13 protein-coding genes are annotated in these 16815 nt (G+C 53.8%); 3 read left to right on the top strand and 10 right to left on the bottom strand.

What is annotated here, in order from left to right; genetic code table 11:
* Nucleotides 1–44: 44 nt before the first annotated feature.
* From ompC to QOT07_RS08960, 4 genes are all read right to left on the bottom strand, one after another.
* Complete coding sequence (gene ompC / locus QOT07_RS08945) at nucleotides 45–1169, bottom strand: porin OmpC (protein ID WP_099061728.1); 1125 nt, start codon at nucleotides 1167–1169, stop codon at nucleotides 45–47.
* 302 nt (nucleotides 1170–1471) lie between these two features.
* A complete protein-coding gene (gene asnS, locus QOT07_RS08950; RefSeq protein ID WP_099061727.1) occupies nucleotides 1472–2872 on the bottom strand; it encodes an asparagine--tRNA ligase in 1401 nt (466 codons plus the stop codon).
* 224 nt (nucleotides 2873–3096) lie between these two features.
* The gene (gene pncB, locus QOT07_RS08955; protein WP_283602945.1) at nucleotides 3097–4302 is read right to left on the bottom strand and encodes a nicotinate phosphoribosyltransferase; all 1206 of its coding nucleotides are present in this window, start codon (nucleotides 4300–4302) and stop codon (nucleotides 3097–3099) included.
* A 254-nt stretch (nucleotides 4303–4556) separates the two neighbouring features.
* Entirely contained in the window at nucleotides 4557–6257 is a 1701-nt protein-coding gene (locus QOT07_RS08960; RefSeq protein WP_219015820.1) for a GGDEF domain-containing protein, read from the bottom strand.
* Between the two features lie 446 nt (nucleotides 6258–6703).
* Between QOT07_RS08960 and pepN the strand changes: the two genes are divergently transcribed.
* Nucleotides 6704–9319 (top strand): aminopeptidase N, encoded by a 2616-nt coding sequence (gene pepN, locus QOT07_RS08965; protein WP_283602946.1) that lies wholly within the window; start codon nucleotides 6704–6706, stop codon nucleotides 9317–9319.
* Between the two features lie 31 nt (nucleotides 9320–9350).
* On the opposite strand, the gene ssuB is transcribed toward pepN, so the two are convergent.
* The 5 genes from ssuB to ssuE are packed head-to-tail and all read right to left on the bottom strand — an operon-like array spanning nucleotide 9351 to nucleotide 13664.
* On the bottom strand, nucleotides 9351–10127 hold the full coding sequence (gene ssuB, locus QOT07_RS08970; protein ID WP_207977633.1) for an aliphatic sulfonates ABC transporter ATP-binding protein: 777 nt from the start codon (nucleotides 10125–10127) through the stop codon (nucleotides 9351–9353).
* Nucleotides 10124–10918 (bottom strand): aliphatic sulfonate ABC transporter permease SsuC, encoded by a 795-nt coding sequence (gene ssuC / locus QOT07_RS08975; RefSeq protein WP_283602947.1) that lies wholly within the window; start codon nucleotides 10916–10918, stop codon nucleotides 10124–10126. The genes ssuB and ssuC overlap by 4 nt, the downstream gene beginning before the upstream one ends.
* 11 nt (nucleotides 10919–10929) lie before the next feature.
* Entirely contained in the window at nucleotides 10930–12078 is a 1149-nt protein-coding gene (gene ssuD / locus QOT07_RS08980) for an FMNH2-dependent alkanesulfonate monooxygenase (RefSeq protein WP_099061720.1), read from the bottom strand.
* 16 nt (nucleotides 12079–12094) lie between these two features.
* Nucleotides 12095–13060 (bottom strand): sulfonate ABC transporter substrate-binding protein, encoded by a 966-nt coding sequence (locus tag QOT07_RS08985; RefSeq protein ID WP_099061719.1) that lies wholly within the window; start codon nucleotides 13058–13060, stop codon nucleotides 12095–12097.
* Between the two features lie 25 nt (nucleotides 13061–13085).
* Nucleotides 13086–13664 carry an NADPH-dependent FMN reductase gene (ssuE, locus tag QOT07_RS08990; RefSeq protein ID WP_099061718.1) on the bottom strand — a complete coding sequence of 193 codons (579 nt, stop codon included), beginning with the start codon at nucleotides 13662–13664 and terminating at the stop codon, nucleotides 13086–13088.
* 259 nt (nucleotides 13665–13923) lie between these two features.
* Here ssuE and pyrD point away from each other — a divergent pair, with 259 nt between their 5' ends.
* Both pyrD and QOT07_RS09000 read left to right on the top strand, forming a co-directional pair.
* Complete coding sequence (pyrD, locus tag QOT07_RS08995; RefSeq protein WP_099061717.1) at nucleotides 13924–14934, top strand: quinone-dependent dihydroorotate dehydrogenase; 1011 nt, start codon at nucleotides 13924–13926, stop codon at nucleotides 14932–14934.
* A gap of 175 nt (nucleotides 14935–15109) precedes the next feature.
* Entirely contained in the window at nucleotides 15110–15658 is a 549-nt protein-coding gene (locus QOT07_RS09000) for a cell division protein ZapC (RefSeq protein WP_012006168.1), read from the top strand.
* A 6-nt stretch (nucleotides 15659–15664) separates the two neighbouring features.
* Here the strand turns inward: QOT07_RS09000 and QOT07_RS09005 are convergent, their stop codons facing one another.
* A complete protein-coding gene (locus QOT07_RS09005; protein WP_261415749.1) occupies nucleotides 15665–16768 on the bottom strand; it encodes a YcbX family protein in 1104 nt (367 codons plus the stop codon).
* Nucleotides 16769–16815 lie beyond the last annotated feature (47 nt).

Consider the following 16815-nt stretch of genomic DNA (forward strand, 5'->3'; position numbering starts at 1 on the left):
TTTTTTAACTTGTCCGACGGTGAACCGTCGTTAAGTGTGACAACTTAGAACTGGTAAACCAGGCCTACACCAACGATGTCGTCGGTAGCAGTGCCAGTGGCTTTAGTGAATTCGTTGTCGTCCAGCAGGTTGATTTTGTAATCAACATAGGTAGACATGTTTTTGTTGAAGTAGTAAGTGGTACCAACAGAAACATATTTAACCAGATCCTGGTCAGAACCGGCGCCCGGGACGTTCAGGTTCTTGCCTTTAGACTGCAGGTAAGATACTTCTGGACGCAGGCCGAAGTCGAACTGGTACTGTGCAGTCACTTCGAAGTTCTGAGTTTTGCTGGCGAAACCGCCGCAATCGGTAGACGCATTACAGGTTGAGCTGAAGTTGCCGCCGCCGTATGGGGTCATGTTGCGGGTTTCTGAGTACATGGTAGCCAGGTAAACGTTGTTCGCGTCGTATTTAGCACCTACAGTCCATGCATCAGCCTTGTCACCACGTTCGTTAGAACGCAGTTTCTGATCGTCGGTACGGTTGGAAGAAGCATATGCAGCACCTACGCTGATACCTTCGCCGATGTCATAAGTTGAAGACAGGCCCCAACCGTCGCCGTTTTGTTTCTTAACGTCACGGCCGTCGTTCTGGTTTTTGCCCTGGTACTGAACGGCGAAGTTCAGACCGTCAACCAGACCGAAGAAGTTGTTGTTACGGTAAGTAGCAACGCCGTTGGTACGGCCAGTCATGAAGTTGTCAGTAACAGTGTAAGTATCGCCACCGAACTCTGGCAGCATATCTGTCCAGCCTTCCACGTCGTACAGTACGCCGTAGTTACGGCCGTAGTCGAATGAACCGTAGTCAGCGAATTTCAGACCTGCGAAGCCCAGACGAGTCTTGGTGCCTTCGGTGCCTTGAGATTCAGCGTGGTTAGCCTGAACGTTGTATTCCCACTGGCCGTAACCGGTCAGTTGGTCAGTAATCTGGGTTTCACCTTTGAAGCCGAAACGAACATAGGTCTGATCGCCATCATTGCCTTTGTCGTCTGAGAAGTAGTGCAGACCGTCAACTTTACCGTACAGATCCAGTTTGTTGCCGTCTTTGTTGTAGATTTCAGCAGCGTTTGCTGCACCAGCTGCTAACAGAGCTGGGATTACCACTGCAAGAATGTTGCGCTTCATCATTATATTACCCTCATTGGTGTTATTCGGACACCTTTGCCACTGCCGCCAATAATTCTTTTGAACTATTGTTGATAGATTGGTGTCGTCCTGTGTCTGCACGCAGTGTTCCATTCGTCGCCGGGTTAATCTAGAACGAAAATGCTACCAATGTCCTAATGAGGTTTCAAAAAGAAAGTATTTGTAACAATATGTAATATTCAGGGAACTTTGTGACGTGCGTCAATATTAAAAAATGCGAAAGGCCAGCAAAGCTGGCCTTGGTTTTGTAACTAAATTAATTAGAAAATGGATTATCTGATTAATTAAAAGCTTGCATTACGTGGCGTACGTGGGAATGGAATAACATCACGCACGTTTTGCACACCGGTCACATAGGCGATTAAACGCTCAAAGCCCAAACCGAAGCCGGCATGTGGCACGGTGCCGTAACGACGCAGGTCACGGTACCACCAGTAGTCTTCTTTATTCAGACCCATCGCTTCCAGACGCTGATCCAACACGTCCAGACGTTCTTCACGCTGAGCGCCGCCGATGATCTCGCCGATGCCCGGGGCCAGCACGTCCATCGCCGCAACGGTTTTGCCGTCTTCGTTCATACGCATATAGAAAGCTTTGATGTCTTTCGGGTAGTTTTTCACTACCACTGGCGCTTTGAAGTGTTTCTCGGCCAGATAACGCTCATGCTCGGAAGACAGATCGATACCCCAGGAAACCGGGTTTTCGAACGTCTGGCCGGAGGCGATCAGGATTTCCACCGCTTCGGTGTAATCAACCTGAGCAAAATCGGAAGAAACAAAACGCTGCAGGCGATCAATCGCATCCTTGTCTACGCGCTCGGCGAAGAACTGCATGTCATCCATACGCTCGTTCAACACGGCCTGGAACACATACTTCAGCATTTTTTCCGCCAACTCGGCGATATCTTCGAGATCGGCAAACGCCACTTCCGGTTCGATCATCCAAAACTCCGCCAGGTGGCGGCTGGTGTTGGAGTTCTCGGCACGGAACGTTGGGCCGAAAGTATAAATTTTCGATAGGGCACAGGCATAGGTCTCGCCGTTCAACTGACCGGAAACGGTCAGGAAGGCTTCTTTACCGAAAAAGTCTTCGCTGAAATCGACAGTGCCTTTATCGGTACGCGGCAGGTTTTCCAGATCCAGCGTCGAAACGCGGAACATCTCGCCAGCGCCTTCGGTATCGGAGGCGGTGATCAGTGGGGTGGAAACCCAGAAGAAGCCGTTCTCGTGATAGAAGCGGTGAATGGCCTGCGCCAGCGTATGACGCACGCGGGCAACGGCACCAATCAGGTTGGTACGTGGTCGCAGGTGAGCGACCTCGCGCAGGTATTCGATGCTGTGGCGTTTGGCCGCCATTGGGTAGGTATCTGGATCGTCAACCCAACCCACCACTTTAATCGCAGTTGCCTGCAGTTCGAAACTCTGGCCATCGCCCGGAGAGGCCACCACTTTGCCGGTGACTTCAATTGAACAGCCCGTGGTCAGATGCAGCACTTCATCCTGATAATTCGGCAGAGAATTATTAACGACGGCCTGTAACGGATCAAAGCAGGAACCGTCATAGACGGCCAGGAAGGAGATACCAGCTTTAGAATCTCTCCGGGTACGCACCCAACCGCGTACGGTGACTTCACTGTCAACCGCAGCACGGCCTTGCAGTACGTCGACTACAGGCACAACGCTCATAGATTTCTCTCTTTAATAATTTGGTTTAGAAATAGCTTACAACCCAAGAATATGGGGATGTTGCTATGTTACTTGCCGCGGTGCAGAGCACAAGCAGAAATCGCCGGATTGGTGCAACATTTCTTGGGGCAGAGTGAAAAGGGGGCTGCGGGAAGTGTCTTATAAAGAAGAAAAAAGCCGGCGTGAAGATTTCAGCCGGCTTTTTGGCGTTCGCAGGGCGGGGCTTAGCTCGCTTTTTTCACCAACGGCAGATCGAAGGCTTTGCGCAACGCTTTGACAAAGGCCTGATCCTGGCAGATGGTTTTGCCTGGGCTGTCGGAGAGTTTAGCCACCGGTTTGCCTTTGCATTCGACCAGCTTGATAACGATGTTCAGCGGTTTGACACCGGGAATATCACAGGTCAGACGCGTACCTATGCCGAACACCAGGTTAACGCGTTGGTAGAAGTGACGGTAAAGCGCCAGCGCTTTGTCCAGATCCAGATTATCGGAGAACACCAGCGTTTTGCTCATCGGATCGATACCCAGCTTCTGGTAATGTGCGATGGCTTTCTCGCCCCATTCGAACGGATCGCCCGAATCGTGGCGCAGGCCCTGATAGCGCTGGGCAAACTGCGGACCAAAATCACGCAGGAAGGCATCCATGGTGATGCAGTCGGTCAGGGCGATGCCGAGCTGATCCGGATATTCATCCAACCAGGCCTGTAACGCCGCCCGCTGGCTATTGGCCAGCACTGGGCTGATCTGCTGATGTGCCTGGAACCATTCATGGGCCTGGGTGCCGACCGGCGCAAGGCCAAGCTGATGCGCCAGATCGTAATTGCTGGTGCCCACCAGATACGGGAATTCGTTTTTCAGTGTGCTAACGATCGTTTGCTGCACATCCTGCGAAAAACGACGACGGGTGCCGAAGTCCATCAGCTTAAAGCGCGAAATATCCACGTCGGCACTCATGGCTTTAAACTGTGCGAGCTTGTTGCGCAGGTGGGCTACCGCCATGTCTGGTGTGACATCCGGCGAGCGGTGGCGGTGTACCACTTCGCTAATTACCGCCAGCAGAGGGACTTCCCACATGATCACTTCGCGCCATGGGCTGGCGATACGGATATGCAGTTTGCCCGCGCGGTTTTCGATTTGAACCTGTTTCGGGTCGTAGCGGAAACCGCGCAGCCAGTTCAGATAATCTTCACGGAAGAAGGGCAGTCCTGAGAGATATTGGAACTCAGCGTCTGTCAGCGCCAACTGGCTCATCAGTGCGATTTGCGCACCAATCTCGTCGGCATATTCACCAAGCAGCTCATCACCACGGCAGCGGAATTCCGCCGCCACGCTGATAGCGGGATAGCGATGAAACACTGCTTGCTGCATATGAAGCTTGTAGGCATCAGTATCAAGCAGTGATGTCAAAATCGGGGAGGCGTATTGAGTCATAGCGCGTTACTGCATCCTCGTCAGGCGCGTGTCCAAATCCGGATAATCAAAAAAAGTGGGGGGAGTATACCCGGATTATCCTGTTATTGAAGCTGCATCACACCACAATTCATCGGAGCGGGTCGAGGATTAAACGTGCCTTTATCTCGGCTTGGCATCAGGGGAGCGGCAGAAAAGCCAGATAAGCCTGTAAGGTGAATGACTTAGGTTAATTAGTCATAAAAATTATAATGTTAATTATTTTAAACAGCAATTCAGATAAAACCGAGCGGCGTGTGAATGCCGATCCGGTCCTTGCCGTTATTCTTGCAGAAATAGAGCGCTTCATCCGCCTGTTTGATTGCCGTTGGCAACAGCTGGATGTCGCTCACCTGGGCAATGCCGCAACTGGTGGTGAAACGCACGTTTTGCCCATCGGCTACGGTCAGGGTTAATTGGTGAGTTCGTTCGCGTAGCTTGGACATCACTTCGCGTGCATTTTCCAGCGTGCAGTTGCCGAGGATCACGGCGAATTCTTCACCACCATAACGACAGAAAATATCACTGGAACGGAAGGCACTCTGCAGCAGTTTACCGAATGCTACCAATACAAGGTCACCGATGTGGTGGCCGTAGGTGTCATTGAGGTTCTTAAAATTATCGATATCAATCAGGCAGAAGGCCAGCGGATAGTGACTGGCGGCCAGCGATTCGCACTCGCGGAAAAATTTGCGGCGGTTATAGATGTTGGTTAAAGGGTCAAGAAATGAGGAGGCTTCCAGCTCTTTGATCAGCAGATGTTTTTCATTTTCCAGCGTCACCTTTTCCATCTGATACTGTTTGAGCTGCTTAATCGCATCGCTGATGGCCATTAACTCCTGGCTGTAGAACACCTCATTGCGATCGATGTTCATATTCCCGCGCGACAGTCGCAAAATATTATTATGGGTTTTCGTCAGCCAGCGGCTGATATTTGAACAATAAACCAGCGTTGGCAGAAAAATAAACAGCGCGATCAGACCACCCAGGGAAATCATGCCGTAAATGGCCGTCTGGCTGTTATAGATTTTATGTTGAGAGGCGGCGACCTCCATCTCAAAACTGCGCTGAAAAAGCCGTTGTGACAGCTCGCTGAGGTTTCTACCATATTGATAAATTGAATCGGTCGGGTAGGCGGTATGGGTATCCACGGCGGTATACAGCCCGCTAGTAATAAGGCTGATCTGCCTGGTCGACAATTGCTCAAGGATCTCATTCACCAGGAAGGTGGTTTGCACATCATTGTAGGTCAGCTTTATAAATATCAGCCGGGTGCTCAGCGCGCTCAATACTCCGGTGAGCTGAACGGCTTTCAGATAGGCAGCTTTACGCTCCAGCGGGTTGGTATTGACGTCGATAACCTGATCGATCAGTTCAGTAACGGACATATTCAGTCGGTTATTTAACCGCACGGCTTCCAGAAACAAAAACGAATCAGCATCGACCATACGGTTATCGTAGCTATAGCGATAATAACTTTTGCTGGCCTGAGAAATATAGTAGGCGCTATTGATATTAAACAGATTGGCATTGGCGTCGGTAACATGCGAAAGCTGCAGGTTGTCGTTATTGAGTAATTGCTCCATCAGACTGAGCATGGAAAGCGCCGCGATTTTTTGTCGAATGCCCAGTTGTTGCGATATTTCACTTTCTATATGCGGCCGAAAGCGGGCAATTTTCTCCCGGGCCAGTCGATCGGCGTCCTGCCACTGCTGTGGGGTAATTTTCGAGTCTATCTGGCTCAGGCGCTTTAAGCGGTGGGCCAATAAGGTGGCCTGAAAAGCTTCGGAAATCTCTTTGGCGCGGGTAATTTTGTACAGGTTAAGCTGGTTGTCTCGATAGTCAGTATTGGCCTCAAGCAACTCATCGGAAATGAACAGGGCGAACGAGGACATCAGGGCAAAGGTAAAAAAATAGATCAGATATTTTACTTTCATATGCGCCGCGAGTCCTTGAACCAGAATGGTTAATTATATCATTGCGCCTCCCAGGCTGTCTTAACAATACCCGGTGAGGCCTGGCGGCCCAAAAACGTTGCTGAGCAGCAGCTAACAGCCCGCAGGCTCTGAGAAGATCGCACTTTTTATCCAGGTATGAAGCCTGGGAACAGGAGTCCTACGAAAGGTATTTTTTAGCATTAAATGCTGATTTCTACGCTGCATCAGGTGAAGGAGCCTGACTGGGTGGGCAATTCGTCGACAATATTAGGATCCACCTCCGATTTCTCCGCTCTGGAGGCCCGGCATCTCTGGGTTTTTTTTGTAGCTGTGATACAGTTTATTTACAATCAGGCTCATCGAAATTTCTGCTCTTTCCCCACGGCGAAATAAGCCCATGATGAAAGCCTGGCACCTGTAACTCACTGAGACGTCAAAGGGTTTTTATGACACAACAGCCACAGGCGAAGTATCGCCACGATTATCGCGCGCCAGATTACACCATCACTGACATTGACCTGGATTTTGAGCTGGACGCAGAGACAACTCGCGTCACCGCCGTTAGCAAGATCAAACGCCAGGGCGCTGCCGATGCGGCACTGGTGCTGAACGGTGAAGATCTGACGCTGGTAAGTATTGAGATCGACGGTCAGCCGTGGACGGCCTATCAGTTGCAGGATAACAAACTGGTTATCGAGAAACTGCCGGCACAATTTACCATGACCCTGGTTAACGATATCCACCCGGCGAAAAATACCGCGTTGGAAGGGCTGTACCTGTCTGGCGAAGCGCTGTGCACCCAGTGTGAGGCCGAAGGCTTCCGCCACATTACCTATTATCTGGATCGCCCGGACGTGCTGGCCCGCTTTACCACTCGCATCGTGGCTGACAAGGCGCGTTACCCATTCCTGTTGTCGAACGGTAACCGTGTAGGCCAGGGCGAGCTGGAAGACGGGCGTCATTGGGTACAGTGGCAAGATCCGTTCCCAAAACCTTGCTACCTGTTTGCGCTGGTGGCCGGTGACTTCGATGTGTTGCGCGACAGTTTCACTACCCGTTCCGGCCGTGACGTAGCGCTGGAGCTGTTCGTTGACCGCGGTAACCTGGATCGCGCCGATTGGGCGATGACCTCGCTGAAGAATTCGATGAAATGGGACGAAACCCGTTTTGGGCTGGAATACGATCTCGATATTTATATGATCGTGGCGGTTGACTTCTTCAACATGGGGGCGATGGAGAATAAAGGGTTAAATATTTTTAACTCCAAATACGTGCTGGCAAAAGCCGAAACCGCCACCGACAAGGATTACCTGAACATCGAAGCGGTGATTGGCCACGAATATTTCCACAACTGGACCGGTAACCGCGTGACCTGCCGCGACTGGTTTCAGCTCAGTCTGAAAGAAGGGCTGACGGTATTCCGCGATCAGGAGTTCAGTTCAGATTTGGGTTCACGCCCGGTTAACCGCATCGATAACGTGCGCGTTATGCGCGGCGCGCAGTTCGCCGAAGACGCCAGCCCGATGGCGCACGCCATTCGTCCGGACAAAGTGATCGAAATGAACAACTTCTACACCCTGACGGTGTATGAGAAAGGGTCTGAAGTGATCCGCATGATGCACACGCTGCTGGGTGAAGAACTGTTCCAGAAAGGTATTCAGCTGTATTTCGAACGTCATGACGGTAGCGCGGCTACCTGCGACGATTTCGTTCAGGCGATGGAGGATGCTTCCAACGTCGATTTGTCATTGTTCCGCCGCTGGTACAGCCAGTCCGGTACGCCGTTACTCACCGTTCGCGACGAATACGACGCCGAGCACCAGCAGTATCGCCTGCACGTCAGCCAGAAAACCGAGCCGACCGCCGATCAACCCGAGAAGCTGCCACTGCATATTCCGCTGGATATCGAACTGTACGACGCACAAGGTAATGTGATTGCGCTGCAGAAGAACGGTTCAGCGGTCAATAACGTGCTGAACGTCACCGAAGCGGAGCAGACTTTCGTGTTCGACGGCGTAGCGCACAAGCCGGTACCGTCCCTGTTGCGTGAATTCTCTGCGCCAGTGAAGCTGGACTATCCGTACAGCGATCAGCAACTGACTTTCCTGATGCAGCATGCGCGCAATGAATTTGCCCGTTGGGATGCGGCCCAGAGTTTGCTGGCCACCTATATCAAACTGAACGTGGCCAAACATCAGCAGAAACAGCCGTTGTCGCTGCCGCTGCACGTTGCCGATGCGTTCCGCGCGGTGCTGTTGGACGAGACGCTGGATCCGGCATTGGCCGCACAGATCCTGACGTTGCCTTCAGAAGGCGAAATTGCCGAGCTGTTCGCCACCATCGATCCCGAAGCGATCGCCGCGGTGCACGAAGCTATCGTCCGCTGCCTGGCGAAGGAAATGGCCGACGAGTGGCTGGCGGTTTATAACGCCAACAAAACCGACGGTTACCGGGTGGAGCACGCGGATATCGCCAAACGTTCGCTGCGCAATGTGTGCCTGGGCTATCTGGCCTTCGGCGACGAAGCGCTGGCCGATCGCCTGGTGACCGAGCAGTTCCGTCAGGCAGACAATATGACCGATTCTCTGGCGGCGCTGGCGGCAGCGGTAGCGGCACAGTTGCCTTGTCGCGACGCGCTGCTGACGGCCTTCGATGAGCGTTGGCACCAGGATGGCCTGGTGATGGACAAATGGTTCGTGCTGCAGGCGACCAGCCCGGCGGCAGACGTGTTGACCAAGGTGCGTAGCTTGCTGAAACATCGCTCATTCAGCCTGAGTAATCCCAACCGCACACGTTCGTTGATCGGTGGTTTCGCTTCCGCTAACCCCGCAGCGTTCCACGCAGCAGACGGCAGTGGTTATCAGTTCCTGGCGGAGATCCTCAGCGATCTGAACCAGCGCAACCCACAAATTGCTGCTCGTCTGATCGAGCCGCTGATCCGCCTGAAACGTTATGATGCTTCGCGTCAGGCGTTGATGCGTAAAGCGTTGGAACAGTTGAAAGGGCTGGAAAATCTGTCCGGTGACATGTTCGAGAAGATCACCAAAGCGCTCGACGCATAAGCCTAAAAAGGGACGGCATGCCGTCCCTTGTTTAATTTGCTACCCGACGTGAGGCTTCAGCCTGTGGCGGGGGCGGAGACAGTACCCTGTCCAGCACCTCGGCTTCCAGTTCCGCCAGTTTGGTTGATCCCTTCCGGCGTGGCCGCGGCAGGTCAATGGTCAGGTCCAATCCGATACGGCCTTCTTCAATCAGGATCACCCGATCCGCCAGCGCAATAGCCTCACTGACATCGTGGGTCACCAGCAGTACGGTAAAACCATGCTGTTGCCACAGCCCTTCGATAAGCCCCTGCATTTCAATCCGCGTTAATGCATCAAGCGCCCCCAGGGGTTCATCCAGCAGCAGTAAGCGTGGCCGATGGATCAGCGCGCGTGCCAGCGCCACCCGCTGTTTTTGCCCGCCGGACAACGCCGCAGGCCACTCATTGGCGCGATCGGCCAGCCCGACGGCTTCCAGCGCTTGCAAGGCATCGGCACGCCAATGACCGCGCAGACCGAGGCCGACATTGTCGATCACCTTCTTCCACGGCAGCAGGCGTGCATCCTGAAACATCAGGCGAGTATCGTCTCTGGCACTGGCGAGAGGGGCATTTCCGCTTAATAACGCGCCGCTGCTGGCATGTTCCAGCCCGGCCATCAGACGCAGCAAGGTGCTTTTGCCGCAGCCACTGCGACCGACCACGGCGACAAACTGCCCGGCGCTGATACGTAACTGGATATTGTCGAGTACCGTGCGGTTACCGTATCGCTTGGCAATCGACTCCAGCGTGACCGGGGTACCCTGGGGAATGCGTGCGGGAGCCGTCATAGCGCTTCTCCTTGTTTCAGTTGATAGGCCGGATGCCAGCGCAGCCAGACTCGCTCCAGCAACCGGGCGCTGACGTCCGCCAGCTTGCCGAGCAGCGCGTACAGCACAATCGCCACCACCACCACGTCGGTCTGCAAGAATTCACGGGCATTCATCGCCAGATAACCGATCCCCGAGTTGGCAGAAATGGTTTCGGCCACGATCAGCGTTAGCCACATAAAGCCCAACGCAAAGCGTACGCCGACCATGATCGAGGGGAGGGCGCCCGGCAACACCACCTGGGCAAATAACTGGAAACCACTGAGTCCGTAGCTGCGCGCCATTTCAAGCAGGTCGGGATCGATATTCTTGATGCCGTGGTAGGTATTCAGATAGATAGGGAACAAGGTGCCCAACGCCACCAGAAAAATCTTGGCGGATTCGTCAATGCCAAACCACAGGATCACCAGTGGGATCAGCGCCAAATGCGGCACGTTGCGGATCATCTGCATGGAACTGTCCAGCAGACGTTCACCCCAGCGTGACAGGCCGGTGATAAAGCCCAACGCCAGCCCAATGCTGCCGCCGATGCTAAAACCGATCAGCGCGCGCCAACTGCTGATAGTCAGGTGTTGCCACAGTTCGCCGCTTTTGGTCAGTGTCCAGAAGGCGGTCACCACCGCGCTCGGGGCCGGCAGAATACGGTTCGATAGCCAGCCGGCCTCCACAGAGATCTGCCAGATAATCACCAGCGCTACCGGCAATGCCCAGGGGGCTAACCGGCGCAGGATCCGTTGTGTCCCCTTTGCCATAGTGCGACTCCTCAGCTTTGCGACGCTTGTTGCGGAATATAAATATTGGCCACCACTTCGCCCTGTGCTTTGACCGGTCGCCGCTGAACCGGCGCTTCGTTTTCCACCAGGTCAAGATGGGGGAACAACAGCTCGCCAACGCGATAAGCTTCTTCAAGATGCGGGTAGCCGGACAAAATAAAGGTATCGATGCCCAGGTCGGCATATTCCTGCATGCGGGCTGCCACTGTCGGGCCATCGCCAACCAGGGCGGTACCGGCACCGCCACGGACCAGGCCCACCCCGGCCCACAGGTTGGGGCTGATCTCCAGGTTATCTTTCTTACCGCCGTGCAGCGCCGCCATCCGCCGTTGCCCAACGGAATCAAAGCGGGCAAAGGCCTTCTGTGCATCGGCGATGGTCTTTTCATCCAGATTGGCGATTAGCCGGTCGGCAGCTCGCCAGGCTTCTTCTGTGGTTTCACGCACAATCACGTGCAGGCGAATGCCGAAGCGTACCTGGCGACCTTTGGCTGCCGCCTTAGCGCGCACCTCGGCAATTTTTTCTTTTACCTGTGCCGGTGGCTCGCCCCAGGTGAGATACATTTCAACCTGTTCGGCAGCCAGATCCTGTGCGGCGGCGGAGGATCCGCCAAAATACAGCGGCGGACGGGGTTGTTGCACCGGCGGGTACAGCAGCTTTGCTCCCTTCACCTGGATATGCTTGCCGTTAAAGTCGACGGTTTCTCCTTCCAGCACCTTGCGCCAGACGTGGGTGAACTCCGCCGAGGCCTCGTAACGTTCTTCGTGGTTCAAATGCAGCCCTTCCGCTGCCAACTCTTCAGGATCGCCACCGGTGACCAGATTAAATAACGCCCGGCCGTTGGAAAGGCGATCCAGCGTTGCCGCCTGGCGAGCCGCCAGCGTGGGTGAGATAATTCCGGGGCGCAGGGCTACCAGGAATTTCAACCGTTGGGTAACCGGGATCAGCGAGGCGGCCACCAGCCAGGAGTCTTCACATGAACGGCCGGTGGGGATCAACACGCCACCAAAACCCAACCGATCGGCGGCCTGGGCGATTTGCTGTAAATAGCCGTAATCAACGCTGCGGGCCCCTTCGGTACTGCCAAGATAGTGGCCGTCTCCGTGGGTGGGTAAAAACCAGAATACGTTCAGGCTCATTGTCAGTTCTCCAAAATTAGGGGGCGCTCGGGTGCCAGATGCGTTGTGAGATATCGACCTTCACCGGCACCAGACGATTGGCATAAAACAGATCGGCAGTTTCCTGTTGAGCGGCAATGGTGTGTGCGTCTAAAGGTTTAATGGCCGTCGGCGGGCGATGATCCAGATAGGTCGAGATCACTTTCTCCGGCAAGCCCATGGCATTCGCCAGCAGTGTGACGCTTTGCGCGCGGTCGCTCAGGGTTAACGCATCGGCCTGTGTCAGGGTATCGAGCACCTGTTGAATAAATGGCCCATTGGCCTCGGCATAGGGGCGTACCGCCAGATAGAAGGAGCCGGTTTGGTTCAGATCGGTGCCGTCACCCAGCACCCGCACGCCGCCCTGCAACAATGCCGCGGAATAGTAGGGATCCCAAATAGTCCAGGCATCGACATTCCCCTGCTGGAAGGCGGCGCGGGCATCGGCCGGGGTCAGATAGATCGGTTGAATATCGGTGAATTTCAGCCCCGCTTTTTGCAGCGAGCGCAGCAGCAGGTTGTGCGAGCTGGATCCTTTCTGGAAGGCAACCTTGCGGCCTTTTAGCTCTGCGACGGTTTTTATCGGGCTGTTTTCCGGCACCAGGATCACTTCGGCCTTGGGTTTGGGGGGTTCTACACCGACATACAACAGATCCGCCCCGGCAGCCTGAGCGAAGATCGGCGGAATATCACCGGTGCTGCCCAGATCGATACTGCCGACGTTCAGCGCTTCAAGCATTTGTGGGCCTGCTGGGAATTCTATCCAGCTGATTTTGGTATTGGGAAAACGCTGTTCTAGCAGCCGGTGGGTTTTTGCCAGGACCAGACTGATCGATCCTTTTTGGTAGCCAATGCGAAACTGCGCAGGATCCTGTGCGCTGGCGGTATTGATCCACACCAGCGAGATGATGCCCGCCAATGCGCCGGCACCCAGCCAACGTCTTAGTAAAGAAGGTCGTTTCATGCTTATCTCCTTATAGGCTGTGCCGTCAGGCGGTTTGGCGGGCAAACAGAGACGGGTTGGTGGTGACTCTCGGCGGTTTACGGCGGCCTAGCGCCAGATAAAAGCTTTCTAAAGCCTCTTCCAGCCGGCCGGCCAGGTTGTCGGACAGCGTGATGGCTTCCCCGTCCAGCACCACCTGGCTGTCATCGGCAAACACCCCGTGCAGGACTTCCTGCGCTTTCAATGCTGCCAGGACTGGCTTGAGGGCGTAGTCCACCGCCAGCATATGACCAATGGAGCCGCCGGTGGCCAGCGGTAACACCACCTTATGATCCAGCGCTCGTTCGGGCAGTAGATCCAGCAGGGTCTTCAGCGCGCCGGAAAACGAGGCTTTATACACCGGCGTAGAGACCAGCAGGCCATCGGCCTGGGCCAGTTGTTCGGTAAAGGCCTTGATCGCCGGGCTGTTAAAATTGGCGTACAGCAAATCTTCGGCATCAAAGTCATGCAAGGTATAGGAAATCACTTCCACGCCTTGCTGCTGCAACCAGTTTTTACTCAGGGAAAGCAGCGCCGCTGAGCGCGATGGGATACGAGGGCTGCCGGCCAGTGATATAACGCGCATTACCACTCCTTATAACTAAAAGTTAGGTTTAATCAGAAAATGGTCGAGAAGTGTTTTAAACCTATCAGCAAAGAGGCGGGTTACTTAAATCTCATTTTTCGATTTTGATATGCGCAAATGCGGATTGGCGGCGGTTTGAGTCCAGACCGGGGGAAACGATTGCGTAAAAAACGCTTTTTTTGCTTTTAATCAATTCCAATTGGTCAGGGGATACCGGATAATACGCCCCCGGTTTGCAACCGGGAAATCAGGAGAGTACATGTACTACCCCCTCATCAGAAAAGCGTTGTTCCAGCTCGATCCCGAGCGTGCGCATGAATTGACTTTTCAGCAGCTCCGCCGTGTCAGCGGCACCCCGTTAGAATTTCTCATTCGTCAGTCTGTGCCGACCAAGCCGGTAAGCTGTATGGGGCTCTCTTTTAAAAACCCATTGGGTTTGGCCGCCGGTCTGGATAAAGACGGCGAGTGCATCGATGCGTTTGGCGCCATGGGTTTTGGCTCTGTCGAAGTGGGCACCGTGACGCCGCGCCCGCAGTCGGGCAATGACAAACCGCGTCTGTTCCGTATTGTGGAAGCAGAAGGTCTGATCAACCGCATGGGCTTTAACAACCTGGGCGTGGATAATCTGGTTGAAAACGTTAAGAAATCCCATTTCGGCGGTATTCTGGGGATTAATATCGGCAAGAATAAAGATACCCCGGTTGAGCAAGGAAAAGACGATTATCTGATCTGCATGGATAAAGTTTATCCGTATGCCGGTTATATCGCGATTAACATTTCGTCACCTAATACTCCGGGATTACGATCCTTACAGTATGGTGAGGCGTTGGACGATCTTCTGGCTGCGATTAAAAATAAGCAGCAGGAATTACATGAGCGTCATCACAAATATGTGCCGGTAGCAGTAAAGATCGCGCCGGATCTTTCAGAAGAAGAATTGATCCAAATAGCCGACAGCCTGGTGCGTCATAATATAGATGGCGTGATCGCGACCAATACCACGCTGGATCGTAAATTGATCCAGGGGCTGAATTATTGTGAGCAAATGGGGGGCCTGAGTGGTCGTCCGTTGCAGGCAAGCAGCACCGAAGTGATCCGCCGTCTGTCGCTGGAGTTGCAAGGGCGCTTGCCGATTATCGGCGTCGGCGGAATTGATTCCCTGATGGCGGCGCGGGAAAAAATGGCGGCCGGGGCTTCATTGGTGCAAATTTATTCCGGATTTATCTTCAAAGGTCCGCGCCTGATTAAAGATATCGTTAACTACATCTAATATTTTTCCTTTCATTTTCCGCCGGGGGTTTATTTCTTCCCCCGGCTCGTCTATATTTTGTCCACTAGCATAAATATCGTTCGCGGAATTATCCGATGTTTAAGCGACTTTAGTGGTGATAAAATCACCTTTTAGGGTAAATATTGCGTGGCATGGGCAGCGAGAAGGATAAGAGATGAAGATAAAACCTGACGATAATTGGCGTTGGTATTTTGACGCTGAACACGATCGGCTAATGCTGGATTTAGCCAATGGGATGATCTTTCGCTCGCGTTTCCCAGCCAAAATGTTAACCCCGGATGCTTTTGATGAATGCTCTTTCTGTGTGGATGACGCGGCGCTTTATTTTAATTATGAAGAGCAGTGCAAGCAGATAAAACTTAGCCATGAGCAACGCGCTGAACTGGTATTAAATGCCCTGGTGGCCTATCGCTTCCTGAAACCGCTGATGCCGAAAAGCTGGCATTTCTCTCAGCAACATTATCCGTTGCAGCCGAAGAACGGCGAACTGGCGGCGGTAAAGGTGATGGAAAGCGGGATTGAAGCTCGTTTGCTGGTGGTGGAAGCCGGCGATAACGCCAGCCTTTGCCTGCTGGCGCAAAATCAGCTTTCACTGGCTGGCCGCACCATGGTGCTGGGTGATGCGATCAAAGTGATGCACGATCGCCTTAAACCCTGTGCGCAAGATGAAGCCTCTGCCCCGGCTTACGACAGGGCGATGTAAGGCTCGTTACGCCAGCGTCAAATCGCTTTTTGGAATACAGCTGCAGGAGAGGATGGTGCCATTGTTGGCCACTGCACTTTTCTTCAGCGGCGCCACTTCGCCACTGACCAAGGTTATACGACAGCTGCCGCAAATCCCCGCACGGCACGAATAAGGCACACGGAGCCCTTGCTGTTCCAACTGCTCCAACAAAATCTGCTGATTATTGCCGGTAAACACCGTTCCCGCGTAGTCGATGGTCACGCTTTGCGTACTGTCCTGCGGCGCCTGCACGCTCTCAACCACTTTGCCTGCGCTATAAGGGCGTGGCGGCTTGGTGGATAACACTTCCACTGCATCGCCAACGCGGATAATCCCGCTGTTACGTGCCACCATATTCTGGCCAAAATCGACATCGCCGTTATCGGCGGTGCGGAATTTCTGCAGGGTGCTCAGCGGTTCGCCACTCGGGTGCTTGCGTCCACGTTCGGTGCTGACGGTGGTCAGCACACAGCGGCTGCAGGGCTTCACCAGGTCAAACATCACGTCACCGACACGGATCACCTGCCAGCCATCTTCGGCCCAGGCGCTGGCACCGGTCACCACCAGATTAGGCCGGAATTGTTCCAGCTTGATACTGCCAGGGCAGCGTTGCTGCAAGTCATTGAATGAGGCTTCGTTAATCAGCAGATAAGGGTAGCCGTCGGCGAAAGACAGGGGAATTTCCGGGTGCTTTTTAACGCGACGGGTCAGTTCCGGGCCGAGCCAACGCAATTGTACTTCACGCTGGAAATAGCCGCTCAGCCAGCTATTAATCGCCTGCGGTGCAATCAGGGCGGTAAAATGATTGCCCCAAACTTCGGTTGGTTGCGCCTCGGCGGCGAAATCGCTGAAGCGGATGGCGGCGCTTTCTCCGTCCGGCGCGGTCAGGAACAGACCGTCTGCCAACAGTGCCGGGGTGAACAGCACCATTTGTGGATATTGGCGCGCAGTAATAAAGGTGCCATCCGGTTCGGTGATCATAAAGGTACGATCGAAAGCCAGGCCACTACTGGAAACCTGAGCGTGAGAAAGCTGCAAACCTCGAAGCGATTTAACCGGATGAACGTAAAGTTTGGCAAGCGTAATCACCCTGATCTCCGCGCGAATATTAAATAGAAGGGAGCAACTTTATGACA

It is taken from the genome of Serratia proteamaculans (assembly GCF_949794035.1).
GTDB classification, from domain to species: Bacteria; Pseudomonadota; Gammaproteobacteria; order Enterobacterales; family Enterobacteriaceae; genus Serratia; species Serratia proteamaculans.

Excerpts from the sequence above, each read along its gene's own strand:
- QOT07_RS08985 (WP_099061719.1), bottom strand. The coding sequence starts at position 13,060 with ATGAAACGACCTTCTTTACTAAGACGTTGGCTGGGTGCCGGCGCATTG.
- ssuE (WP_099061718.1), bottom strand. The coding sequence starts at position 13,664 with ATGCGCGTTATATCACTGGCCGGCAGCCCTCGTATCCCATCGCGCTCA.
- pyrD (WP_099061717.1), top strand. The coding sequence starts at position 13,924 with ATGTACTACCCCCTCATCAGAAAAGCGTTGTTCCAGCTCGATCCCGAG.
- ssuC (WP_283602947.1), bottom strand. The coding sequence starts at position 10,918 with ATGGCAAAGGGGACACAACGGATCCTGCGCCGGTTAGCCCCCTGGGCA.
- ssuB (WP_207977633.1), bottom strand. The coding sequence starts at position 10,127 with ATGACGGCTCCCGCACGCATTCCCCAGGGTACCCCGGTCACGCTGGAG.
- pepN (WP_283602946.1), top strand. The coding sequence starts at position 6,704 with ATGACACAACAGCCACAGGCGAAGTATCGCCACGATTATCGCGCGCCA.
- QOT07_RS09000 (WP_012006168.1), top strand. The coding sequence starts at position 15,110 with ATGAAGATAAAACCTGACGATAATTGGCGTTGGTATTTTGACGCTGAA.
- asnS (WP_099061727.1), bottom strand. The coding sequence starts at position 2,872 with ATGAGCGTTGTGCCTGTAGTCGACGTACTGCAAGGCCGTGCTGCGGTT.
- ompC (WP_099061728.1), bottom strand. The coding sequence starts at position 1,169 with ATGATGAAGCGCAACATTCTTGCAGTGGTAATCCCAGCTCTGTTAGCA.
- ssuD (WP_099061720.1), bottom strand. The coding sequence starts at position 12,078 with ATGAGCCTGAACGTATTCTGGTTTTTACCCACCCACGGAGACGGCCAC.
- pncB (WP_283602945.1), bottom strand. The coding sequence starts at position 4,302 with ATGACTCAATACGCCTCCCCGATTTTGACATCACTGCTTGATACTGAT.
- QOT07_RS08960 (WP_219015820.1), bottom strand. The coding sequence starts at position 6,257 with ATGAAAGTAAAATATCTGATCTATTTTTTTACCTTTGCCCTGATGTCC.